We start from the raw sequence: 22638 nt of genomic DNA on the forward strand, positions 1-22638 counted from the left end.
GCCCCCATCCCCCGGGGGCCGGGCCCGGTCCTTTCCGGACCTCACCGGGATTCAGCGGACTTCACCGGGGTTCAACGGACTTCGCCGGGATTCAGCGGTAACGGACGAGCCCGCTGGTGTCGAACGACCACTGCCCGGCGGGGACGGTGTCGCCGAAGGAGTAGGGAATGGAGGAGCGGTACTTGAGGCCGTCGGGGCCGTCCTTGGGCGCGGAGTGGACGGCGATCGTGCCGTTGCGGGGGTCCACCACGATGTAGAGGGGGATTCCCATCCGCGGGTAGTCCTCCAGCTTGTCGACGAGGTCGTTCTTCGGGTTGCTCTTCGAGACGATCTCGACGACGAGGAGCACGGCGCGGGGGTCGACTGCTTCGGCTTGCGGGTCGATGTCCTCGGGCACGTAGGCCACCAGGTCGGGCACTTTCTTCAGACCGGTGTCGGGGTCGTACACGTCCGTGTCGCTGAGGGTGTCGATGGCAGGCGTCTGCCGCTCGATCTGCTCACGGAAGGCACGGACGTTGGTGCCATGGGGGAGGTTGGGACTCATCATGACGAAGCTCACCTGCCCGTCCGTGGTCTCCACCTTCCAGCCCTTTTCCAGGTGCTCGGCATATTCAGCGAGGTGCGCGACGACTTCCTGCATCCGTGCGATCTCGTCCGGGGTCATGCTGCTCACGGTGTCCTCCAAGGGGTGCCCCGGTCAGCGTAGCCTCGTCTCTTCGCGTACCTCCGTCGGTTCTCCGCGCACGCTGCCACTCGCGGCCGGGCCCGGCGGACTGCCGCCGGTCAGTCCGCCGATGCCGCGTCCTCCAGGATGCGGCCGCGCGCGCGTACGGCCGCGGCCAGGAGGAGTTCGTCCGCGGCCATTTCCGCGTCCCGGGAGGGCTCGTTGACGGGGATCCGCTTGCGACGGTCGATGATGCGGTCCAGATCCGGTACGGCGGGCAGGGCATGGCGGCCCAGCTCCGCGAGACCCTCCATGAACGCCTCGCCATGAGCCTGGTCGTCCAGCCGCCGCACCAGCAGGCCCAGCAGCCGGGGAAGCGAGGACGCTCCCGCGTGCCGGAACCACAAAGGCGCACACGACGCCTGCATCGCATTGGGCCAGGAGAAGGTGAGGTTGTACAACTGAGCGGCCTGACGGAACGTCAGGGGGCCCGCGTCCAGCAGCGGGCCGAAGATCTCGCGTGCTCTGCTCAGGCGGGCGATGCCGATGGGCCGGGCGGCGAGGTGCTCGGCGGCAGCGCGGCTGTCGTAGCTCCGGGAGGTGCCGCGAGTCCACCGGCGACGCCTCGGTGGCGGGGTGATCTCCGCCCCGGCGATCAGGGCCGCGTGCTCACGTACCGCCGCCTGCGAGATCAATGCGGTGCGTACCGCGTCGTCCCCGCCGGGCAGGGCGATGTGCGGCACGAGATGCGGCAACAGCTCGACGGGCGCGGCACGCCAGTCCTGGCAGGCCCGCCGCGCCAGTTGGACACCCACCTGCCGCAGGGCGATCGGCCGGCCCCTGCCGAGAAGATGCCGGGCCAGCGCGTACGTCTGCGCCTCGCGGTCGAGCCGGTACAACGCGCCCGCCCAGCGCTCACCGAGCCACGGTACGTACGGGGCGGCCTCCTCGGCATCGGCCAGCAGCGCCGCGTCGAGCGCCGGCCACTGCGCGGACCGCGCATCTCCCAGCAGCGAGAGGTGGGCCAGGAAGCGGACCGCGGCAAGGGAGTCGCCGCGCAGCTGCTCGGCGGCCTCGGGGAGCCCCCGGCCGGCGAGAGCAGTTCGCACCACCGGGTCCGCCAGCTCCCGCAGCGCAACGAGCGCGAGATCGGCCCGCCCGGACCACACGAGCACATCGGCGGCCCGCCGCCGTACTCCCTCGTCCTCGTCCGACAGCCGGGCGTGCGCCGCCTGCGCCGCCGCCTCCCAGGCATCAGCTCCATGTACGAGGCTGCGCAGCAGATCGAGTGCCTCACGGCGTACGGACGCGGGTTCCGCGCCGGTGAGCTGGAGCAGCCGACGTGCGACGGGCCCGGTGCGGTCCTCGCGCACCGCCTCGAACACCGCTGTACGGGACGGGTGGCCGCCTGTCGACGTCGTGCCGTCGGCGACCGCCTCGTCCAGCCACTTCATCGGACGGGGCGGTGGCCGCCCTTCCGCGCGAAAGCGTTCGTCATGCGCATGATCCTGTCACACGGCTACTCGACCCGGAGGACGATCTTGCCCTGGGTGCGGCCCTGCTCGCCGTACGCGTGCGCCTTCGCCGCCTCCTCCAGCGGCAGGACCGTGTCGACGTGGGCCCGGAGCTTCCCCTCCTCGACGAGGCGGACGACCGCCTGCAGGCCCGCGCGGTCCGGCTCGACGAGGGTCCACCCGGTGCGCACGCCGAGCGCCTCGGCCCGGTCGGCGGGCGGCAGGTCGTCCGGCGACGTCAGCGTGATCAGGTGGCCGCCGCGCCGCAGGACCTCCAGGGACCGAGCTCCGTACTCCCCGCCGATGGAGTCGAGGACGATGTCCACGTCCCGCACCTGCTCCGCGAAGTCGGCCGCCCGGTAGTCGATCAGCTCGTCCGCGCCGAGCTCCTTCAGGAAGCCGTGCTTCCCCGCGCTCGCCGTCCCGATGACGTACGCCCCGTGCGCCTTCGCGATCTGGACCGCCAGGTGGCCCACGCCGCCGGCCGCCGCGTGGATCAGCACGCGCTGCCCGGCGCGCACCCCCGCCGTCTCGACGAGGGACTGCCAGGCGGTGAGCGCCGCCAGCGGCAGCGCGGCGGCCTGTACATGGTCGATGCCGGCCGGCTTGCGGACGAACTGCCGGGCGGGGGCGCTCACGTACTGGGCGTACGCACCCGCCTGGTCCGGGAAGCGCGGCATGCCGAGCACCTCGTCGCCGGGCCGGAACAGCGTCACCCCGGGGCCGACCGCCTCGACGACGCCGGACACGTCCCAGCCCAGGACCGGGATGTCACCCCATGTGATGAGGGCACCGGAGGCGCGGGTCTTCCAGTCGACGGGGTTGACGCCTGCGGCGTGCACCCGGACCAGGATCTCGTTCAGACCCGGCTCGGGGCGGTCGATCTCGACCGGGACCAGGACGTCGGGGGAGCCCCATTCCCGGGGGCTGACGGCACGCATCGTGTTGCTCATTGATCATGTCCTCTCTGGTGAGCAGCCACCAGAGTGCGCCGGAACGGACGATCGCAGTGCTGGCAGTTTGGCCATCATGTGACAGAATTTGGCCATGGCCGTTTCCGCGCCCTCAGCAGCCCCACAAGCCTCAGCCGCCCCGCGACTGTCTGCGCCGGCAGCGGCCCCGTCCGCCCTGTGCCCGGTGCCGGGGGCGCCCACCGCGCCCGGTGTGCACCGCGTGGTGGTCCTGGCGCTCGACGGCGTGCCCCCGTTCGAGCTGGGCATCCCGTCCCGGATCTTCGGATGGGCCACGGACGACGAGGACCGGGCGCTCTACGAGGTCGTCGTCTGCACGGCGGACGGCCGGCCCGTGCAGAGCGACGCGGGTTTCGCCGTGGCCGTGAGCCACGGGCCCGAGGCCCTCGACACCGCGGACACGGTGATCGTCCCGCCCTCGTACGCCCTCGGCTACCTCGCCGAGGGCGGGCCGCTGCCCGCCCCGCTGGCCGCCGCACTCGACCGCATCCGGCCCGGCGCCCGGCTCGTGTCCATATGCACGGGCTCCTACGTCCTCGCCGCCGCCGGACTGCTCGACGGCCGGCCCGCGACGACGCACTGGCAGCAGGCGCGCGAGTTCCAGCGCGCGTTCCCCCGGATCAAGGTCGACGAGGACGTGCTCTTCGTGGACGACGGCGACGTGCTGACCTCGGCGGGCATCGCCGCGGGCGTCGATCTGTGCCTGCATCTCGTACGCCGCGACCACGGCGCGACGGTGGCCAACCACGTCGCCCGCCGTTGCGTCGTACCGCCGTGGCGCGACGGCGGTCAGGCGCAGTTCATCGAACGGCCCGTGCCAGAACCTGCCTCGACGACCACGGCCGCCACCCGGGAGTGGGCGCTGGAGCGCCTGCAGGAGCCGCTGACGCTCGGGGAGTTGGCCACCCACGCCCGGATGAGCCTGCGCACGTTCACCCGCCGCTTCCGCGACGAGGTGGGGATGACGCCGGGCCGCTGGCTCACGGCCCAGCGCATCGAACTCGCCCGTCATCTGCTGGAGTCCAGCGACCTGTCCATCGACCTGGTCGCCCACCGGGCCGGCTTCGGTACGGGCAACTCCCTGCGCCAGCACATGCGGTCGCTGCTCGGCACCTCACCGGCCGCCTACCGGCGCACCTTCCGGTCCGGCGCCCAGGCCTGACCGGCAAGCCCCGTTCCGCGGACGCCGGCCCTGCACCGGAAACCGTGTGGCCCCCGGGCGCCGCTCGTGTGCCGGAATCCGCCGGCGCGGCCCGCCGGGGGGTGAAGGGCGACGGGCCGCGTTTCCAGGGGAGACAGATGAGGCTGATGAGGCAGGGGAGACTCGAGAGTTGATCAGGAGATCGAGGCGCCCGTGGGAATCGCGTGCAGGGCCACCGGGGAGATGCTGACGATCCTGTTCCACGCGAAGTGGTACTTGTCCATGGCCGCCGGGCTGGTGATCCAGCGCTTGACGCCATTGCTCACGAGATAGACCTCGGGGGCGTTCGGGGCCTTGCCCAGGAATGCGCCGTCGGAGAGCGGGCCGCCGTTGTCGATTGCGGCGGCGTCGACGACGTGCTGAATTCCGTTCCAGTCGCGGAACAGGTTGTTGTACGTTTCCGGGTTCGGGATGTGCCTGCGCTTTCCGTCCAGGATGAGGTAGATCGCCGGACCGCTGACGTCCTTGATGCGCAGGCCGTTCAGGTCGGGCCTGACCCTCGGGGGCTGTGCGGTGGTCGACTCGGCTGAGGAGGGGGTGGCGACAGCGGATGCGGTCGCGGACCCGGTGAGGGCCACGACGGTGGCGAGCATGACGGCCAGGACGGCTAACCGCGGGCGTCTGGGCACAATACCTCCGTGAAATAGATCGAATGACGGTGGTGGAGCCGGCGCCAGCATTTCACCCTGCCCGGCTCGGCTGTCAACGATCGGTTTCCTCGAGTGGCGTCCCGTCCGCGATTATTGGCCAGAGGTTGAATCCGGGGATATCCAGGATTCATGTTCCGAAAGGCCTGCGGGAGAAAACGCTTACCCCAGGAAAATCGGGTTCGTGAACGCGGAGAGCGGGCCGGGGAATTGGGGCACGACGGCCGGGTGCCGTACTTCCGCGCGTACGTACGCCGCGTGCGCCGCCGTCGTACGCCACTCCACCGTGCCCGCGCCCGACTGCGGGAGCGCGGCGGTGTGGAGCACGCCCTGGTCGGTGACGAAGCGGGCCGTGCAGCCCGGGGCGCCGCGGACCTCGAGGCGCACCGTGACCGGTTCGTCGGCACCGGTGCGGAGCCGTTGGCCGATGTCCGCGTGGTGGCCGCGCCCGCCCGTCGCGTCGAACGACACCGACACGTCACGGGACTCCGTGACGTAACTGCGCCCGGCGCGGATGCCGTCGAGGATCGCCTCGCGGGTCAGGTCGTCGGCGAGGACGACGGTCTGCGGGGTGCCGACCGCGTCCGGATCGCGGTGCGCGTCGCTGCTGCCCATGGCGGGGGTCCAGCGGCGGCCGGAGAGTTCCGAGGCCACCAGCATGCTGTCCCAGTCCATGAGCGACACCTCGTCGTCGGGGGTGTAGGGCCCGTTCCACACCTCGATCGCGTCCGCCTCGGCGAAGCCGAACTTCCAGTTGCAGCCGATGCAGGTCGCGTGCGGATGGGCCGGAACCACCAGGCCCCCGGCGCGCCTGATCCGCCGGGCGTAGTGCCCGAAGCGGTTGTCGCGGGCCCGGTAGCGCCAGTCGACGAAGGTGCCCGGATCGGTGCCGAGCGCGACGACATGCCCGTTGCGGGTGGTGATCTCCTCCCCGAGGAGTACGAGCAGATCGTCGCCCGCCGCGTCCGCCCAGTGCGCGTGCGCGGCATGCGTGTTGTGCTCGCTGCTGTTGATGAAGTCGAGCCCGGCGGCGCGGGCGAGCGCCGCGATCTCGGCGGGCGTGCGCCTGCCGTCCGAGTACCAGGAGTGCAGGTGGCAGTCACCCCGGTACCAGGCCCGGCCACGCCCCTTGGCCCGCTCGGGCGGGTACACGGGACTGGGGGTCTTCGCGGACGTCCCGTACGTGAGCGTGATCGTGACCGTGTAGGGGAGCCCCTGCGGCGCGACCGTGTAGGGGCCGAGTGCGATGTACCAGGTGCCCGCGCGGATCGGCCCGGGAATGTACCCGGGCGTCGCCTCGTCCCCCCGGATGAAGAACTCACTGCGCGCCCCGCCCGACCAGCCCCGGAAGCCTTCGCCGCCGAGCGCCGTACCGCGCTCGTCGAAGATCCCGATGTCGAGGGCGTTGCCCTGGGTACCGGCGGGGACGGGCGGTTTCTCGTACGCGTACGACACCCGGATCTCCGAGACGCCGCGGGGGATCTCGACGGGCAGGTACACGAAGTCGGGGGAGCCGGGCGGCAGGGTGCCGCGCACGACCTTGCTGGTGGTGCTCCCATGCTCTGCTGCCTCGGCGAAGCTCACGCTGCTCAACGTAAGCGCGGCAGCGGCTCCCGTCACGAACAGTGCGCGTCTGCTGATGGTCGAGTCGTGGTCGTTGCACATGCCGTCGGCTCCCCAGGGGTGGTGAGAGGGACAGGAGTGGTGCCTGACCAATCTGGTACTCGGCGGTGAACCACGTTGCAAGAGCAGGGAATTGGCGAATGTCCGGGGCGTTGCGTTACCGGGCTCTCGGAATCCGCGACCGTTCGGCTTACCTTGGGCCCGCCACCAGAGCTGACGACAGCCGACGACGCAGGGGGACGCGCATGCGGATCTCGACCACGATCTTCCTCACGGACGAGACGATCACACCGGTACGGCTGGCCCGTGAGCTGGAGGAACGCGGCTTCGCCGGGCTGTATCTCCCCGAGCACACCCACATTCCGGTCGAGCGCACGACCCCGTACCCCGCGGGCGGCGACCTCCCGCCCGAGTACGGCCGCACCCTCGACCCCTTCGTCGCCCTCGGCCAGGCAGCGGCCGTCACGACCACGCTCGGCCTCGGCACGGGCGTCACCCTCGTCGCCCAGCACGACCCGATCGCCCTCGCCAAGCAGATCGCGACCCTCGACCACCTGAGCGGCGGCCGCTTCACCCTCGGCGTCGGCTTCGGCTGGAACAAGGAGGAGGCCGCGGACCACGGCGTGGAATGGTCGACGCGGCGCGAGCTGAGCCGCGACCGGATGCTGCTGATGCGGGCGCTGTGGGCGCCCGAACCGACGGCCCACAAAGGCGACTTCGGGTCGGTGCGCGCGTCGTACGCGTACCCGAAGCCGGTGACGGGCGGCGCCCCACGCACCCTGGTCGGCGGCGCGGCGGGCCCGAAGCTCTTCGCCCACATCGCCGAGTACGCGGACGGCTGGATGCCGATCGGCGGGCGGGGCCTGACGGAGTCCGTGCCGGTGCTGCGGGAGGCGTGGTCGGCAGCGGGCAGGGACGCGGGTGCGCTGCAGGTCGTCCCGTACGCGGTCCTGCCCTCGCCGGGGAAGCTGGCGCACTACGCGGAGCTGGGCGTGGAGGAGGTGGTGCTGCAGTTGCCGCCGGCGGGGGAGGGGGAGGTGCTGCGGGTGCTGGACGAGTACGGGCAGTACCTGTGACCAGGCGCGGGTCTCGTGGGCCGTAGTGGCTCTATGGTGACCGCTATGGCGTCTACGCCAGCTGCTTCGTGATCGGCCCTGCCGGCATGGTCGTCTCACACGGGCGTGGGGATGCGGTGACGGATCACGGAGCCTCGCCGTTCAGAGCTTGCGTGCAAGTGTGACTCCGTCCCGCACCGGCAGCATGACCGACTCCACCCGCTCGTCACCCACGATGAAGTCGTTCAGCCGACGCATGGCGAGGTGGTCCTGCTCCTGGTATGCGGGGTCGAAGACACGGCCGCCGAGGAAGACGTTGTCCAGGACGACCAGGCCACCCGGGCGCACTCGACGTGACTATCTCTCGTAGTAGGCAGGGTAGTTGGCCTTGTCCGCGTCGATGAAGGCGATGTCGATGAGCGGCTCGTCCGGTAGCGCGTGCAGGGTTTCGATGGCCGGGCCGAGCTTGAGGTCGATCCTGTCGGCCATGCCCGCCCGTTCCCAGGATGGGCGGCCGATCAAGGGCCACTGGTCGCTGACGTCTTCTCTGTCAAGTTCAGCGTGTTGGGGTAGGGGAAGGCGCCAAGCCTGCAGAAGGCAAGACTGCCGCGCTGACATCCTCCACTACTCGGTGATACCGTATAGTGGTACTCGGTACTACGCAGTACCGCTAGGGCCGAGGAGGACTCGCGATGGACGACCTGACGGAGATGCTGAAGGGCACGCTCGAAGGGTGCGTGCTCGAAATCATCGGCAGCGAGGAAACCTACGGGTACGCCATCACTCGTCAGCTGAACGAGCTCGGCTTCGCCGACGTCGTCGAGGGGACGGTGTACACAATCTTGCTGCGACTGGAGAGGAACAAACTCGTCCAGGTGACGAAACGACCATCCGGGGTCGGTCCGCCGCGCAAGTTCTACGCGCTCAACGACGCCGGACGCGAGGAACTCGCGAAGTTCTGGACGAAATGGCAGTACGTCTCATCACGCATCGACAGGCTCAAGGAGGGCGGGAGATGAACTTCTGGGAGACCATCACAGGCAGCGATCTCACCAGGGAGTGGAAGGCGTTCGAAGCCCGGGCCGAGGCCCTGCCAGACGACTACCGGGCGGCGTGGGAACAGATCAAGGGCCACCTCTTTCCCCATGGGGACTTCACCGGCCGCAACCTGATGCCGATCCTCGACGCCGCCCTGGGGCTGCTCGAAGAAACAGCGGCGGACGGGCAGAGCGTCCACGAGGTCCTGGGCGACGACATCCGAGGCTTTTGCACGGCGCTGGCCGGTGGAGAAGGGGCTCGAACCTATCGCGACCGGTGGCGCGAGCAGTTGAACAGGAGCGTCGCAAGGAAATTGAGCCGGCTGGGAGGCTGACGTGGGCATCCAGGACATCATCGAGGGCAAGAAGCAGTGGCGGGCGCACATGGCTCGGGTCAAGGCGCTCCCGCCGGACTACCAGATCGTCTACAAGGAGATGCAGAAGTACCTGTTCAAGGTCGGACCGGTCGACCTGCCTGACGGGCCTCTGCTCCCCGGGATCGTCGACTTCTTCGAGGAAGGCGTCGCCGCGGGCAAGGGGGTCTTGGAACTCATCGGCAACGACGTCGCCGCGTTCTGCGACGACCTGGTCAAGGACTCACGCACCTATGCGGACGCCTACCAGGAGTCCATCAGCAGGGAACCCGGTACGGCCGAGAAGTAACACCCGTCGCCTCATGCCAGTGGGCGTAGTAGCCCGCACGCGCGGTTCGTTCGCCTCGGCGCAGCGCGAACAGGCGCGAGCCGACCGGCCACCAGAAGCCGCCGCAGATCCTGTCCACCGAGGTGGTCGAGCAGGCCGGCGATACCTGGCTCAGTCCTGCCCATGCTCCCGGCGAGCAGGTGTCCGGCGGCGGGCCGCTCGACGCCATTCCCCAGGACGACACGACTGACGTGTAGTACGGACAGTCACTCAATCCGGGTTCCGAAAGCTTCCCCTCCCCCTGCGTCTCCAGCCTCCGAAAGGAAGCCATCATGCCTTCATCTGTCATGCCCACATCTAGGCAAGGTGACGGTCATCCGTCGCCGACCGCCGTCTCCGCCGTCGGGCTACGCAAGTCATACGGCGAAAAGCTCGTCCTCGACGGTATCGATCTGCACATCCCGGCCGGGTCTGTGTTCGCGCTGCTCGGCCCGAACGGCGCCGGCAAGACCACCGCCGTCAAGATCCTGTCCACGCTCATCACCGCCGACGCCGGTGACCTGCGCGTCGGCGGGCACAACCTGGCCGCCGCCCCGCAGGCGGTCCGTGCCGCGATCGGTGTCACCGGGCAGTTCTCCGCCGTTGACGGCCTGATCACCGGCGAGGAGAACATGCTCCTCATGGCGGACCTGCACCACCTGTCCAAGAGCGAGGGACGGCGGGCCGCCGCCGAACTCCTGGAGCGCTTCGACCTGGTGGAGGCCGCGAAGAAGCCCGCCTCGACCTACTCCGGCGGCATGAAGCGCCGCCTAGACCTCGCAATGACACTGGTCGGCAGCCCGCGGATCATCTTCCTCGACGAGCCGACGACAGGGCTCGACCCACGCTCCCGCCACAACATGTGGGGCATCATCCGCGGCCTCGTCTCCGACGGCGTCACCGTCTTCCTCACCACCCAGTACCTGGATGAGGCCGACGAACTCGCCGACCGCATCGCTGTGTTGAACGACGGCAAGATCGCTGCCGAGGGCACCGCCGAGGAGCTCAAGCGGCTCATCCCGGGCGGGCACATCCGGCTCCGCTTCACCGACCCGGTCGCCTACCAGTCAGCCGCTGACGCCCTGCGCGAGGTCACCCGGGACGACGAGGCACTGTCGCTGTCCATCCCCAGCGACGGCAGTCAGCGCGAACTGCGCTCCATTCTCGACTGGCTCGACTCCGCCGGCATCGAGGCGGACGAACTGACCGTCCATACCCCCGACCTCGACGACGTGTTCTTTGCCCTGACCGGCCCAGCCAATGTCCCCAACCAGCCGAAGGAGACTGTCCGATGAGCTCCCTCTCTCTCGCTGTACGCGACTCGAACACGATGCTGCGCCGCAACCTCCTGCACGCATGGCGCTACCCGTCCGGGACCCTGAACCTGCTGCTCACGCCGATCATGATGCTGCTGCTCTTCGTCTACATCTTCGGCGACGTGATGAGCGCCGGCATCGGTGGCGGCGGCGCGGACCGCTCCGACTACATCGCCTATATCGTCCCCGGCCTGCTGCTGATGACCGTCGGCAGCACCGTGATCGGGGCCGCGGTGTCCGTCTGCGTGGACATGACCCAGGGCCTCACCGCCCGCTTCCGCACGATGGCGATCTACCGGGGCTCTCTGCTCGTCGGGCATGTCGTCGGCGGCGTGCTGCAGTGCGTGATGAGCGTGGTCCTCGTCGGCGCCGTCGGGGTGGCGATGGGCTTCCGGTCCACGGACGCCACGGCACTGGAGTGGATCGCGGCGTTCGGGCTGATCACGCTGTTCGCCCTGGCACTGACCTGGATCGCGGTCGGGATGGGCGCGGCCAGTCCGAACCCCGAGGCGGCCGGCAATACGGCCATGCCGCTGATCCTCCTGCCGCTCATCTCCAGCGCATTCATCCCGGCCGGTACGATGCCGGGCTGGTTCCGGCCGATCGCCGAGTATCAGCCCTTCACCCCCGCCATCGAGACCCTCCGCGGCCTCCTGCTCGGCACCGAAATCGGCAACAACGGCTGGATCGCGATCGCCTGGTGCGCCGGCCTGATCGCGCTCGGCTACCGCTGGTCGACGGCGCAATTCAACCGCGACCCGAAGTAGCCGAGACGACCGCGCTGGCCGCCTCCCGCAACTCATCCCGCCGCGTCTGCGCACAGATCCGCACCCGTATGCCCGGCCGGAGGCGGGGCTGATCGCCACAGCCCTTGGCGGGCTGGCTCTGGCCCGCTCCCGCCACACCGCACTGATCCACATCGATTCGCAGTCGACCAGCGCGCGGTGAGCACCAGCTCTGGCAGGGGAGTGTCTAATCGACGGCCCTGTCTCACATTCGGTGGTAGCGGAGAGTGACGTCATCCGAGGAGGATGCGGTGGCGGAGGAGGGTGAAGGCTGCTCTGCCGTGCATCTGCCGCGCGATCCGCTTGGTCTTGGTGTTGACGCCCTCGGTGGGTCCGTTGCTGTACGGGAGGGTGAGCGCGGCGATCACAGCGTCGCGGTCTCGCTCCAGGCCGCGGGTGAAGGCGTGCAGATGCGGCAGATCGGCGGCGCGGACCTGGGTCATCCAGAGCTCGAGCACGTCGGCGTTTCCCGGGGCGGGCTTCAGGAGCGGGGCGAAGGTCCTGATGTGGGTGGCCAGTTGGGTCATCTCGGGGCAGGCGGCGGTGAGGCGGGCCAGGAGGTCGTGGTGCTCGGCCTTGAGGTTGTCGGGCCGGCTGAGCAGCATCCGGGCGAGTCTGCGCGGGGAGATGTGGCTGCGGTCGGCGTCCGCGCGGCCTATCACCGACCTGCACCGCGTCGGGCAGGGCACGGCGGATGGCCTCGGCGTACGTCGCGGAGCCGTCCCGGCACACGACCTCGACGCCCGGGTGCTCGCGCAGCCACGCCTCCAGGGTGTCGGCCGTGCGGTCGGGCAGCAAGTCGATCCGCTCGTGGGTCTCGGCGTCGATCACGACGGTGGCATAGCGGTGCCGCCGGCGCAGAGCGAAGTCATCGACGCCGATCACGCGGGGCACCCGTCCGGTGGGCAACGGGATGCGCGGCAGGGCGCGCAGGGCAGTGTGACGCGACAAGCCCACGGCGAGTATCGCCAGCAAACGTGCCCCCGCCCGGCCCGCCAACTCCTTGACCACGGCCTTGACTTGCCTGGTCGGTCGGGCGGTGCGCCGCTGGTAACGCTCCAGCACCCCCGGCACCTGCTCGCGGAAGGTGTGACGGCACCCGCGCGTGGGACACACCAGACGCCGCACCCGGACACGGACCACTACCCGCCGCCCGTCCACCGACACATCGGCCACCGTCCGCAGGTGAAAGCCGTGCACCCGCCCGGACGGCGCCCCGCAACCCGGACACGCCACCGGCTCCTCCGGCGTCCTCGCCCGCACCAGAATCCGCTCGCCCTCGTCGGTCACGTACTCGGAGAGGTGCTGGACCACCTCGTGCATGCGCTGAATCCGCTCGGGGTTCATGCTGCTCACGGTGTCCTCCAGGGGTGCCCCGGCCGGCCTAGCGTCGCCCCTCACGGGTTCCCTTTCGTTGCTGCGGGGCCGTACGAGCCTGATCTCGCCACAGGCTCACGCTGCGAGGGCTGACGAGACCGCTGGGGTGTCGCAGTCGCGGCAGAAGCCTGGTTCCGCGGCCCGGAAGGCGCGGTCGCAGCGGTCGCAGTTCTGGAGCGGGTCGGGACGGGGCGGCGGCACCGGGGCAGCGGGGAGCGGCGGGGGCAGGAGCGCGGTCAGCCGGTGGCTGAGGAGCGCGGCCGGGTAGTGGATGCGGCCTGGGGGAAGCGCGGCGATGAGAGTACGACGTACGGCGTCGGGGGCGATGCCCCGTTCCAGCCAGGTGTCGACGGCCGGGGCGAGTCGGCGTACGTCACGCTCGGCGAGGATCAGGCGGGGGTCGTCGCGCCGCAGCCCGGAGAGGAGCGCGATGGCGGGCATGGAGGGCGCGGCCTCCGGCTCGGGCGGCGGCGGCGCTGGGGTCGGCTCCGGCCCCGGTGCGCGCTCTGTCTGTGGCTCGGGCTCGGCTCGCATCGCCGACGGATTGTTGTACGAGAGCGTCAACGTGATCACCGTGCCCGACGGCAGCCGCACCTGGATGCGCGCGAGGTAGCCGTGCTCCTCCAGCTCCCGCAGGGCGGCGGCGATCCTGATCTCGCCCTCGGGGAAGCGCTCCGTGAGGCGCTTGATCGAGATCCTCGCACCGGCAGGCAGCGACTGGATGTGGACCGCCAGCCCGATCGCGGTGAGCGACAGTTCGGTGTGCTGGACGAGGTGGTTTCCGACCACGACGAAGCGTTCCGTGTGCCGGACGTTGAAGTGCTGGATGCCGGGCCGGTGAACGGGCGGCGGCGCGCACGAGGGCGCGTTAAGCTGCGGGTCAGTCATCGGGAAGGGCTTTTCTTCCTCGGTGGTCAGGCCCTCGATCGGGATGCCAGTCCCGGCCGGGGGCCGTTGCATGTGCGCGGTTGTCGAGGCCGAGCCTGCACCGCGAATTGGCATATGCGCCAGCTGGGTTGGAACAGATCACCCGTGTGAGTGAGCGTGGCCGGTGAGGGGGCTGGGGGAGGGTTGGGGGAGGTTCTTTCCCCGGGTTCTTTGACTACTTGGCGCCGTGGGCCACCGGGTTCCGGTGCACCGGGTCGTGGAAACCTCGATGGGGCCAGAACCGGACGGGATGGGGTGAACGTGCAGTGGGTGCTCCGTGACGTATGTGGTAGGCGTTCGGATCCATGGCCGAGGAACCTCCCAAGTCGGCGATCACCTTAGGTGCAGCCGTCGGCCACCGACGCTTCCCCACGCGAGTGGGGGCCGATCGTTCCTACGTCAATGCGACGCCAAGGTGCGCTTGATGGTCATGCGGGTGAAGGTGCGGGCCCGGTGGGCGCGAAGAAGGCGGCGGTGGGGAGGGCGCGAGGCGGTGGAGCCGTAGCGTCGTGCGTGGATGTCGGCGACGACGGCGGGCGGAGCGCCCATGGCTCGGAGGACGTCGAGGGCTTCGCCCTTGGTGATGAGGCGCCCGTCGTCCAGGGTAACGGTCGCCCGGGCCACGGTCAGCAGGCCGAGGTCGACCCAGATGTCCCGGAGCCAGAGGGTCGGTTTCGACGTGGCGGGCAGCCAGAAGCCTTCCAGGTCGGCCCGGATGAAGGCGGAGAGTTCCTCGTCACTGGCCCGGGGGAGAAGCTCGGTGGGTGAAGAGCCGAAGAGGACAGAGTCCCCCATGTGGAGTTCACGGCGACTGACCGGAGTGACCGGCCGGGTCAGCAGCTCTTGATGGGCCCACGTGAGATGGCGGACGTCAGGATCCGGCAGTTGCTCGCGCACCACGTAGGAGCAGTGCAGCTTGGCGGCCGCCGGGAATTCCTCGGCCAGGGCCCGGTGGAGGCGCTTGAGCCGATGCCGCTGGGCATCGGTCACGCCGGACTCGATGACCGCCACGATGTCGAGATCGCTGCGGCCGGGCTGGAAGTCGCCCAGCGCCAGCGAGCCGTGCGCCCACAGGGCAACCAGTGGCAGCGTCTCGCGCAGGCCGGTGAGGAAGTGGTTCAGCAGCGCGTCAATGTCGTTGTCGCCCACACACGCACTATCGCAGTGGACGAGGCGATCCGTTGGCCGATTGCCCCTCCGGACGTGACCGCCCGGACGCGAACACACGGAAGTCGCTGTTCAACGCGCGGGCGACGCACCGCCACACCTACGAGGAGAAGAAGGGCCTGCCGTGCAGCAGGACGACGGGCGGACGCGCCGCGTTTCCCCAGCACGTCCCGCCGTCAGGTGACCCTGCGCAGGATCACGACCCAGTCCTCGCTGTCCGGGTCGTCCACGCGGTCGAGCTTCCAGGTCTCGTCCCGCACCGGGAAGGTGTCCCCGACATGCAGCGTGTACTTCTGCTCCCCGTCGGCGTCCACCACGAGCCGGACGGTGAGCGGCTCACCGGGCGGTTCGTAGACGTAGATCACGGCGAACCAGGCATTGTCCGACTCTCCGGGCACCCTCGGCCACAGCCTGACTTCGTTGATCATGTTCCTATCCCATCGTGGTGAAGCGGTTCTTGAAGCTGTCTCTGAGTTCCTTGGCCGTCAGCGGCTCAGGGTGGTTGCGGTTGTGCGGATTGCGCAGGTGGATGAGCCCCTGGTCGTCCACCTTGATCACCTCGTAAGCATGACCTGCCACGAGGTCGTGGAGGAGCGGCGGCTTGCCCTTCTCGACACTTCGCGTGCCGATCAGTATCGGGCAGCCTGCCTCCAGCTTCTCCCGGAACGAGGTGAGCAGCTGGCGGTCCGGGCTGCGGCCGTTCATGTCGTACTGCGCGGGGAAGTCCTCGGTGTACGCGGGCTTGCCCGTGAGCTGGGTCAGCATTTCGGCGCGATGGGTCGGCATGGTGCCGAGGTTGAGCCGTTCGTAGCCGGACGCATGCTTGAGACGGCCCTCCTCCCACGTCTGGTCGACACCCGCGAAGGCCTTCTCCAGGATCGAGGGCCAGGCGACACCCCCGGCGCCCGCACGCGCGTAGGCGGGCTTTTCCGTCTTGTTGTAATCCACGACCAACTCCGGCGTGACAGTGAGAACGGTGACGGCACCCGATGGTTCGAAGTGAGTCCAGTCGCCATCGAAGGTCCTCTTGACCTGATGGAGAGTCACCTCGTAGGTGCCGTCCTCGTTTTCCTTGATGCACTCCGAGATCGCCTCTGGAAGATGACCGGCAACGGCCCTCATGGTGGCGATCACCCCGCAGTCGTCGAGCTTTCCCTGCTCGGCCTGCTCACGCGTGGGCGGTCCGTCGAACAGCGGGGCGCGCTGCCCGTCGGGCCGGTCGAGAGGCGTGCCGTACTGACGGAGGGACACGCCCAGTTCGGGGATCTCCATGGCGTTGAACGCCGGCCGGTCCACCGTGGCGTACAGGTCGACGGGACCGTCCGCCGGCTCACGGGGTCCGACAAAGGCGTCGCGCAACTTCGAGAAGGTGTCCCCCAGAAAGGCGCCCTCGGGGTCCTCGCCGTCGGCGGCCGCGTCCGAAGCCTCGTACTTTGTCTCGTCCCTGTTCTCGCCCTTCGCCGAGTCTGTGAGGGTCTCCGACGCGGCCTCGGGGGAGTCCTCTGAGGTGTGGGGCTCTTCCGGTTCCTGCGGCGTGCCGGAGTGATCCGCGTACTCCGTGGTGTCCGCGGATTCGGGTTTCCCTGCTTCTTCTGCTTCTTCGGGTTCCTGCGGCTCGTCCGGCCACTCGGAAGCATCGGCCCGCTCCCCGGCCTCGTCGGAAGCGTTGGGCTGCTCGGGGCCTTCCGACGCTTCGGGGCTCTCGGGGCCGTCCGGGTCCTCGGGGCTCTCGGGATCCGCTGGGTCCTCCGACGCCTCGGGCTTCTCGTGGTCCTCCCGCTGCTCGGGCTCCTGGGGCTCTTCGGACTCCCCGTTCCCCTCCGACGCTTCGAAATCCATCGGTCCGGAGTCCTCCGAGACCTCGGCCTGCTCCGGGCTCTCGGCGGTCGACACGTCCTCCACTGCGTGGGGCTCTTCCGGTTCCTCCAGCATGCCGGAATGATCCGCGTACTCCGCGTACTCCGCGTACTCCGCGTACTCCGCGTACTCCGTGGTGTCCGCAGACTCGGGTTCCCCCACTTCCTCGGGTTCCTGCGGTTCGTTCGGCCACTCCGAAGCATCGGCCCGCTCCCCGACCTCGTCCGAAGCCTCGAGGGCCGCTGGGCTCGCTGGTTCCTCATCGGCGTCGTCGGCGTCGCGGAACCCGTCCGCGACGTCCGCGATGTCCGCCGGCTCCACCGGCTCGCCCGGCCTGTCGCCCGCGTCCGCAGCTCTAGGCGTCGGCAGCGCCTCTGATGCGTTCGTCTCGGCACCACGGTCGGCAGTGTGCAGCTCGCTCAATCCGTCCCCCCAACAACAGTCAGGGATCGTACGTCGCGCGTTCGCCCACGGTGGCGGCGGGCCGCGACTCACACCGTCCGGGCCACCGCCAACACCACTGCTCCCGACGCTGGTTCGACGGATCTGCGCCAGTCTCACGCGGCGAGGGCTGACGAGTCCGCCAAGGTGTCGCAGTCGCGGCAGAAGCCCGGCTCAGGCGCGCGGAAGGCGCGGTCGCAGCGGTCGCAGTTCTGGAGTGGGTCGGGGCGTGGCGGTGGCGCCGGGGTGGCTGGGAGCGGCGGGGGCAGGAGCGCGGTCAGCCGGTGGCTGAGGAGCGCGGCCGGGTAGTGGATGCGGCCTGGGGGAAGCGCGGCGATGAGAGTACGGCGTACGGCGTCGGGGGCGATGCCCCGTTCCAGCCAGGTGTCGACGGCCGGGGCGAGTCGGTGTACGTCGCGCTCGGCGAGGATCAGGCGGGGGTCGTCGCGCCGCAGCCCGGAGAGGAGCGCGGTGGCGGGCGTGGAGGGTGCGGCCTCCGGCTCGGGTGGCGGCGGCGCTGGGGTCGGCTCCGGCTCCGGGGCGCGCTCTGTCTGTGGCTCGGGCTCGGCTCGCATCGTCGACGGATTGTTGTACGAGAGCGTCAACGTGATCACCGTGCCCGACGGCAGCCGCACCTGGATGCGCGCGAGGTAGCCATGCTCCTCCAGCTCCCGCAGGGCGGCGGCGATCCTGATCTCGCCCTCGGGGAAGCGCTCCGTGAGGCGCTTGATCGAGATCCTCGCACCGGCAGGCAGCGACTGGATGTGGGCCGCCAGCCCGATCGCGGTGAGCGACAGTTCGGTGTGCTGGGCGAGGTGGTTTCCGACCACGACGAAGCGTTCCGTGTGCCGGACGTTGAAGTGCTGGATGCCGGGCCGGTGAACGGGCGGCGGCGCGCACGAGGGCGCGTTAAGCTGCGGGTCAGTCATCGGGAAGCTGTTTCTTCCTCGGTGGTCAGGCCCTCGATCGGGATGCCAGTCCCGGCCGGGGGCCGTCGTATGCGTGCGGTTGTCGAGGCCGAGCCTGCACCGCGAATTGGCATATGCGCCAGCTGGGTTGGAACAGATCACCCATGTGAGTGAGCCTGCCGGTGAGGGGCTGGGGGAGGTTTGGGGAGGTTCTTTCACCGGGTTCTTTGACTACTTGGCGCCGTGGCACACCGGGTTCTGCCCCACCGGGACCGGGAAACCTCGATGCGGTCAAAGTGGTGCGACGTGGTCTTTCTCGGACCGGGCCGTCAATGCGGCGAGTCCGGGTCGCCGTCCAGGTTCTCCGAGTGGTCGAGCAGTGCGTTGGTCGAGCGGGCGAGCCTGAGCGTGTGCGGCGGTGGCGGGCGGGGCCTGACGGAGACCGTGCCGGCGCTGCGGGGGCATGGGAGAAGGCGGGCCGCGACCCGGGCGCGCTTCAGGTCGTCCCGCGGTCGTGGGCTGTAGTGGGTCTATAGTGAACGCTATGGCGTCGACAACGATTCAGGTTCCCCGCGAGACCCGCGATCACCTCGCGGCGCTCGCCGCCGAACGCGGCCTCACGATGGGCCAGCTGGTCCAGCAGCTCGCCGAGCGGGAGCCCACGGAGGCCCAGATCGCCGAGCGGCTGCGGGCCGACCGCGATGCTGCCCGTCAGAACATGGGCTCCGCCATGAGCGACGACGAGTTCGACCAGGCACCCGACATCCTCGGGAACATCTACAAGATCGCGGCGGAGAAGGTGCGAGCCGCGCGGGGCACTGCCGCGTGATCATCCTCGACACCAGCGCGATCCTGGCTCTCGCCGAGGGGCACAAGATCCTCAATCAGCTCGCCGCCAACATGGCGAAGACACCCGGTGACGCCCTCTGGGTCCCTGCCCTGTGCCTGACACAAGCTGAAACGGATACGGCCGACGCCGGCCGGGCCGCCCTGGCGTTCTCTTCGGTCGCCGTCGACAACCTCGACACCGTCGCCGCGGTCACCGTCGGCACCCTCGTCCGCGACGGCTTCGGCGGCTCCGACACCTGCCACGCTCTCTACTGCGCCTCTCCCCGCCCTCAGTTCACGGGTATGTCGATCCTGCTGACTGCCCGCGAGGACCGGTATCCGCCGGGCATCGTCACTGTGGACATCGACTCGCCGGGGATGCTGGGTTACTACTGATCGCCAGGTGGCGTCCTCAGCTGGGGTGCACTCTGGTCAGAGCGCCATGAAGCGGTCCAGTTCCCGCGCCTTCCTGCGCAGTCGGTCGGCCCATGCGGCCTCGTCCCAGTTCGCCATAGGGACCTGTACGTCCCTGAGTCCCTCGCCCGGCGCGGTGTCGGGTGGCGTCCAGCGCACATTGACCCGTGCTCGCTCCGCGAGGACGACCATCGTGGCCACGAACCCGTCGGAGAGGGCCAGCATGACCCTGTGCCGCGTACGTCGGTGCTCTGCCAACAGGGCGTTGACGAAGATCTCGAAGGCAGCCGGGTCGACCTGGCACTCGTCGGCCACCATCGGCCCGATGCCGGACGGGAGTCCCAGTTCTTCCTCGAAGACGGCCACGTGCCGTAGGAACAGCCGGGATGCCCCGTTGGACGGGTTCCACAGTGTCTCGTCGCCCATGTCGAAGTACTGGCTCATCGCGGCGCCTCCCCCTTGATCACGCGGGTCATCACCGTATCCGCGGATCGCGGTTGCCTCCGAGGCATTTCAACGCCCTACGGCCCGACGTTCCACTCCCGCGGCAGGTCGGTGTCGCAGAAGACGCACACGAAGTCCTCGTCCCGCACGATGTTCAGCTGCTCGCATCCCGTACAGCGCCGGAAGACGACCTCGTGGGTGAACCTCTCGGGCCGCGCCAGTCCGGCCCGGTCCAGCGCGTCGGCGACCGCCGCCCAGGAATCGGGGGCCGGACAGTATCCGGTCGACTGGTTGCTGACCGCGGAGACCGCCCACCCGTCGGTGCTGCGGGCGAAGGAGATCTCCCCGGCTCCCTGGACCCATCCACGGCCCGCACACGCGACGTGCTCGCTGCGCCGCGGCGCCAGCCTCAAGTGGCCGTTCTCGTCGACGACGTACGTGAACGGCTCCGCCAGCTCGCCGGGTGACTGCTCGCGGACCCAGTCGCCGAAGTCGCCGACGGACCGGATGATCCGCCCTTCGCTTCCGGGGCGTACGGCGGCCCGGATGTCGGGGTCGCCCATGTACCCGTACCGGCGGGGCACGGTCGTGTGCGGCTAGGCGCCGACGCGGGTGGAGGACTGTGCGTACGTGACGAACGCAGTCCAGTCGGCGGGAGCGAAGGCGAGCTGGGGGCCGGTGAGGTTCTTCGAGTCGCGGACGTGGATGGTGGTGGGGCAGGCGGCGACCTCGACGCATTCGCCGCCCTCGCCGCCGCTGTAGCTGGACTTGCGCCACTCGATGGCGACCTCGACGCAGGTGCCGCCTTCGCCGCCGCTGTAGCTGCTCTTAAACCAGTGGAGCTGCACGGTGTTCATCGACGCTCTCCCAGCATCTTCTCGATCAGGGACAAGGACTCCCGGGGCGTCAGGGCCCGCGCCCGCATGATCCCATAGCGCTCGGTGAAGACACGGACTTCTTCCCGGTCGGTGATCAGCCGGGGGTACCCCTGGATCTCTGTGTACGCCGCCTGGTGCCGCCCCTTGGGGGTCAGCAAGGTGAACGCGCCGTCCATGCAGGGGTGTTCCTCGTGATCAGTCGGCATCACCTGGAGCTCAACGGTCCGCAGCCGCCCGACATGCAGGAGCCGACGCAACTGGTGCTCATGGACGGTCTTCCCACCGTTCGGCCGTTGCAGCACAGACTCCTCCAGCACAAAGCTGAATGTCGGCGCCGGCCAGCACTCGAAGATCTGCTGTCGGGCAAGTCGGTCGGCCACGCGCTTCTCGATGGTCGCCTCGTCCAGCAACGGCCGTCGTTGGGCGAAGATCGCCCGGGCGTACTCCTCGGTCTGAAGCAGCCCCGGGACGGCTTGATTGCAGTACTCGTGCAGAGCAACAGACTCCGCTTCCGCCTTGGCGAAATCTCGGAACCAGTCCGGATGCCGCGTCCGCGCCTTCGACAGCGCCTCCTGTACGTCCTCGACCGCCGCCTTCAGCACACCCCCCGCGCCCAGCAAGTCGTCAGCCCGCACGAGGAAGTCGGGCTGCGGAGTCCGTACGCCCCGCTCGATCGCGGAGATCAGATCCTCCCCGCAGTGCACCCCCGCCCCCAGCTCCTTTTGGCTCAGCCCGGCCAGCTCCCGGAACACCTTGATCTGCTTGCCGAGCGCCCTGAAGAGATGCGCTGTCCCGTCCACTTCGGCGGGCCGCTCCGGCCGTTCCTCGCGTCCTGCGTTCCCCATGTCCGTACCGCCCTGTCCGCGTCCCGACGGTCACGGCCGACACCCCGACAGTGCACCGACCGCACCCGTACCATTACCCAGCGTCGTGACGTCGCTCCTGGTCAGGGTACGGCGGACCGACCACGCTCAGTGACATGAAAGCCGAAACCGCCACCCCCACGGTCGAGTTCACCCAACGCCTCAGCGCCACCCGCCGCGGCGCCCGGCTGGCCCGCCATCTGGCCGTCCAGCAACTCGACGACTGGGGCGTCCCGTACGGAACCGACCTCTCCGACGCGGCGGCCCTCATCGTGGCCGAGCTCGCGACCAACGCCGTCTCCCACGCGCGCGTCCCTGGCCGGGACTTCCAACTACGCCTCGTGCTTGCCCCGACGACCCTCCGCATCGAGGTATCCGACGCCCGCGGCGACCGCACCCCGACCCTGAGCCCGCCGGCCCCCGACTCCGAGACGGGCCGCGGCCTCCTCCTCGTCAACGCCCTGGCCACGACGTGGGGCACGTCCGACCGCGTCGTCGGCAAGACGGTCTGGGCGGAACTGTCACTGCCCTGAGTTGTTGCTGCCGTCGGAGACGCGTGCACGACCGGCTGTCCGGCTTCACCGGGTCGAGATGGCGGCCGTGACCCGCCTCACTGATGCGGACGGGCGCAGCGTCGGCGGCTCGCGCGACGTCCAGTTCTCGCAGTGGACGCTCCCGCGCTGCCGCCCTCGTCGTCGGCAGGGGCCTCGCCCTGTCAGTCGCTCGGGAGGCTGCTGAGCCAGGTTCGGTAGTAGGTCTCCTGCTCTTGTACTGTGCCGACTTGGTTTAGTTCTGCAGGGTCGAAGGTTTTGACGACGGCATCCAAATCCGTGACGGGGTGTCCCATTTTCCTGACGATGACCTTGTGGCCTCCTCCCATCTGAATTGCCATGCCAGACGGATAGCAATCCGTCCTGGAGCCGTTGCAGCAGAGGCGTACGCCGTGAGGCTCGCAGATGTTTCGGATACTCTTCAGGCATTCCCACAGATTTGGGCCATGTGATTCGTATACTGGACCATCGGGGCGGCTTATCTTGACG

At 69.5% G+C, this 22638-nt stretch carries 25 protein-coding genes and 2 pseudogenes; 10 read left to right on the forward strand and 17 right to left on the reverse strand.

What is annotated here, in order from left to right:
- Positions 1-91: 91 nt before the first annotated feature.
- From ACWGI8_RS09710 to ACWGI8_RS09720, 3 genes are all read right to left on the reverse strand, one after another.
- Entirely contained in the window at positions 92-664 is a 573-nt protein-coding gene (locus tag ACWGI8_RS09710; protein ID WP_453659618.1) for a Uma2 family endonuclease, read from the reverse strand.
- 119 nt (positions 665-783) lie between these two features.
- Positions 784-2118 (reverse strand): hypothetical protein, encoded by a 1335-nt coding sequence (locus tag ACWGI8_RS09715; RefSeq protein WP_453659590.1) that lies wholly within the window; start codon positions 2116-2118, stop codon positions 784-786.
- A 65-nt stretch (positions 2119-2183) separates the two neighbouring features.
- Positions 2184-3131, reverse strand: a complete 948-nt coding sequence (locus ACWGI8_RS09720; RefSeq protein ID WP_453659591.1) for an NADP-dependent oxidoreductase — start codon at positions 3129-3131, stop codon at positions 2184-2186.
- A gap of 184 nt (positions 3132-3315) precedes the next feature.
- Between ACWGI8_RS09720 and ACWGI8_RS09725 the strand changes: the two genes are divergently transcribed.
- Entirely contained in the window at positions 3316-4311 is a 996-nt protein-coding gene (locus ACWGI8_RS09725) for a GlxA family transcriptional regulator (RefSeq protein WP_453659592.1), read from the forward strand.
- A gap of 173 nt (positions 4312-4484) precedes the next feature.
- Here the strand turns inward: ACWGI8_RS09725 and ACWGI8_RS09730 are convergent, their stop codons facing one another.
- Positions 4485-4979: a hypothetical protein gene (locus ACWGI8_RS09730; RefSeq protein ID WP_453659593.1), complete on the reverse strand. Its 495-nt coding sequence runs from the start codon at positions 4977-4979 to the stop codon at positions 4485-4487.
- 180 nt (positions 4980-5159) lie between these two features.
- Positions 5160-6662, reverse strand: a complete 1503-nt coding sequence (locus tag ACWGI8_RS09735; RefSeq protein ID WP_453659594.1) for a CehA/McbA family metallohydrolase — start codon at positions 6660-6662, stop codon at positions 5160-5162.
- Positions 6663-6865: 203 nt separating this feature from the next.
- On the opposite strand from ACWGI8_RS09735, the gene ACWGI8_RS09740 reads away from it, so the two are divergent.
- The gene (locus ACWGI8_RS09740; protein WP_453659595.1) at positions 6866-7696 is read left to right on the forward strand and encodes an LLM class F420-dependent oxidoreductase; all 831 of its coding nucleotides are present in this window, start codon (positions 6866-6868) and stop codon (positions 7694-7696) included.
- A 141-nt stretch (positions 7697-7837) separates the two neighbouring features.
- On the opposite strand, the pseudogene ACWGI8_RS09745 reads toward ACWGI8_RS09740, so the two are convergent.
- A pseudogene (locus ACWGI8_RS09745) lies at positions 7838-8293 on the reverse strand (O-methyltransferase).
- 74 nt (positions 8294-8367) lie between these two features.
- On the opposite strand from ACWGI8_RS09745, the gene ACWGI8_RS09750 reads away from it, so the two are divergent.
- The 5 genes from ACWGI8_RS09750 to ACWGI8_RS09770 all read left to right on the forward strand — a co-directional run bounded on the left by ACWGI8_RS09750 (position 8368) and on the right by ACWGI8_RS09770 (position 11476).
- Complete coding sequence (locus ACWGI8_RS09750; protein ID WP_189110929.1) at positions 8368-8694, forward strand: PadR family transcriptional regulator; 327 nt, start codon at positions 8368-8370, stop codon at positions 8692-8694.
- The gene (locus ACWGI8_RS09755; protein ID WP_453659596.1) at positions 8691-9047 is read left to right on the forward strand and encodes a DUF1048 domain-containing protein; all 357 of its coding nucleotides are present in this window, start codon (positions 8691-8693) and stop codon (positions 9045-9047) included. Before ACWGI8_RS09750 ends, ACWGI8_RS09755 begins: the two co-directional genes overlap by 4 nt.
- A 1-nt stretch (position 9048) precedes the next feature.
- Positions 9049-9375: a DUF1048 domain-containing protein gene (locus ACWGI8_RS09760; protein WP_453659597.1), complete on the forward strand. Its 327-nt coding sequence runs from the start codon at positions 9049-9051 to the stop codon at positions 9373-9375.
- A 311-nt stretch (positions 9376-9686) separates the two neighbouring features.
- Positions 9687-10688, forward strand: a complete 1002-nt coding sequence (locus ACWGI8_RS09765; protein ID WP_453659598.1) for an ATP-binding cassette domain-containing protein — start codon at positions 9687-9689, stop codon at positions 10686-10688.
- Positions 10685-11476, forward strand: a complete 792-nt coding sequence (locus ACWGI8_RS09770) for an ABC transporter permease (RefSeq protein WP_453659599.1) — start codon at positions 10685-10687, stop codon at positions 11474-11476. Before ACWGI8_RS09765 ends, ACWGI8_RS09770 begins: the two co-directional genes overlap by 4 nt.
- 251 nt (positions 11477-11727) lie before the next feature.
- Here ACWGI8_RS09770 and ACWGI8_RS09775 read toward each other — a convergent pair.
- The 6 genes and pseudogenes from ACWGI8_RS09775 to ACWGI8_RS09800 form a co-directional block, all read right to left on the reverse strand.
- Positions 11728-12841, reverse strand: a pseudogene (locus tag ACWGI8_RS09775) (ISL3 family transposase).
- A gap of 105 nt (positions 12842-12946) precedes the next feature.
- A complete protein-coding gene (locus ACWGI8_RS09780) occupies positions 12947-13759 on the reverse strand; it encodes a helix-turn-helix domain-containing protein (protein ID WP_453659600.1) in 813 nt (270 codons plus the stop codon).
- A 438-nt stretch (positions 13760-14197) separates the two neighbouring features.
- Positions 14198-14947, reverse strand: a complete 750-nt coding sequence (locus tag ACWGI8_RS09785) for a nucleotidyltransferase domain-containing protein (protein WP_453659601.1) — start codon at positions 14945-14947, stop codon at positions 14198-14200.
- A 194-nt stretch (positions 14948-15141) separates the two neighbouring features.
- Complete coding sequence (locus ACWGI8_RS09790) at positions 15142-15393, reverse strand: DUF6406 domain-containing protein (RefSeq protein WP_453659602.1); 252 nt, start codon at positions 15391-15393, stop codon at positions 15142-15144.
- A gap of 4 nt (positions 15394-15397) precedes the next feature.
- Complete coding sequence (locus ACWGI8_RS09795; RefSeq protein ID WP_453659603.1) at positions 15398-17383, reverse strand: C2 family cysteine protease; 1986 nt, start codon at positions 17381-17383, stop codon at positions 15398-15400.
- Positions 17380-18192, reverse strand: a complete 813-nt coding sequence (locus ACWGI8_RS09800) for a helix-turn-helix domain-containing protein (protein ID WP_453659604.1) — start codon at positions 18190-18192, stop codon at positions 17380-17382. Before ACWGI8_RS09800 ends, ACWGI8_RS09795 begins: the two co-directional genes overlap by 4 nt.
- Before the next feature lie 523 nt (positions 18193-18715).
- Here ACWGI8_RS09800 and ACWGI8_RS09805 point away from each other — a divergent pair.
- Positions 18716-19000, forward strand: coding sequence for a hypothetical protein (locus tag ACWGI8_RS09805; protein ID WP_453659605.1), 285 nt, complete (start codon positions 18716-18718; stop codon positions 18998-19000).
- Positions 18997-19395, forward strand: a complete 399-nt coding sequence (locus ACWGI8_RS09810; protein WP_453659606.1) for a hypothetical protein — start codon at positions 18997-18999, stop codon at positions 19393-19395. The genes ACWGI8_RS09805 and ACWGI8_RS09810 overlap by 4 nt, the downstream gene beginning before the upstream one ends.
- 36 nt (positions 19396-19431) lie before the next feature.
- Here ACWGI8_RS09810 and ACWGI8_RS09815 read toward each other — a convergent pair whose 3' ends face one another.
- The 4 genes from ACWGI8_RS09815 to ACWGI8_RS09830 form a co-directional block, all read right to left on the reverse strand.
- Positions 19432-19857 carry a DUF6086 family protein gene (locus ACWGI8_RS09815; RefSeq protein ID WP_453659607.1) on the reverse strand — a complete coding sequence of 142 codons (426 nt, stop codon included), beginning with the start codon at positions 19855-19857 and terminating at the stop codon, positions 19432-19434.
- Positions 19858-19934: 77 nt separating this feature from the next.
- Positions 19935-20420 carry a hypothetical protein gene (locus ACWGI8_RS09820; RefSeq protein WP_453659608.1) on the reverse strand — a complete coding sequence of 162 codons (486 nt, stop codon included), beginning with the start codon at positions 20418-20420 and terminating at the stop codon, positions 19935-19937.
- Between the two features lie 33 nt (positions 20421-20453).
- Positions 20454-20714 carry a DUF397 domain-containing protein gene (locus ACWGI8_RS09825; RefSeq protein WP_453659609.1) on the reverse strand — a complete coding sequence of 87 codons (261 nt, stop codon included), beginning with the start codon at positions 20712-20714 and terminating at the stop codon, positions 20454-20456.
- Positions 20711-21580, reverse strand: a complete 870-nt coding sequence (locus ACWGI8_RS09830) for a helix-turn-helix domain-containing protein (RefSeq protein ID WP_453659610.1) — start codon at positions 21578-21580, stop codon at positions 20711-20713. Before ACWGI8_RS09830 ends, ACWGI8_RS09825 begins: the two co-directional genes overlap by 4 nt.
- A gap of 134 nt (positions 21581-21714) precedes the next feature.
- Here ACWGI8_RS09830 and ACWGI8_RS09835 point away from each other — a divergent pair, with 134 nt between their 5' ends.
- Positions 21715-22131 carry an ATP-binding protein gene (locus ACWGI8_RS09835; protein ID WP_453659611.1) on the forward strand — a complete coding sequence of 139 codons (417 nt, stop codon included), beginning with the start codon at positions 21715-21717 and terminating at the stop codon, positions 22129-22131.
- Positions 22132-22313: 182 nt separating this feature from the next.
- Here ACWGI8_RS09835 and ACWGI8_RS09840 read toward each other — a convergent pair whose 3' ends face one another.
- Positions 22314-22490, reverse strand: coding sequence for a hypothetical protein (locus ACWGI8_RS09840; protein WP_453659612.1), 177 nt, complete (start codon positions 22488-22490; stop codon positions 22314-22316).
- Between the last annotated feature and the right edge of the window lie 148 nt (positions 22491-22638).

The organism is Streptomyces sp. NPDC054841 (genome assembly GCF_053611045.1).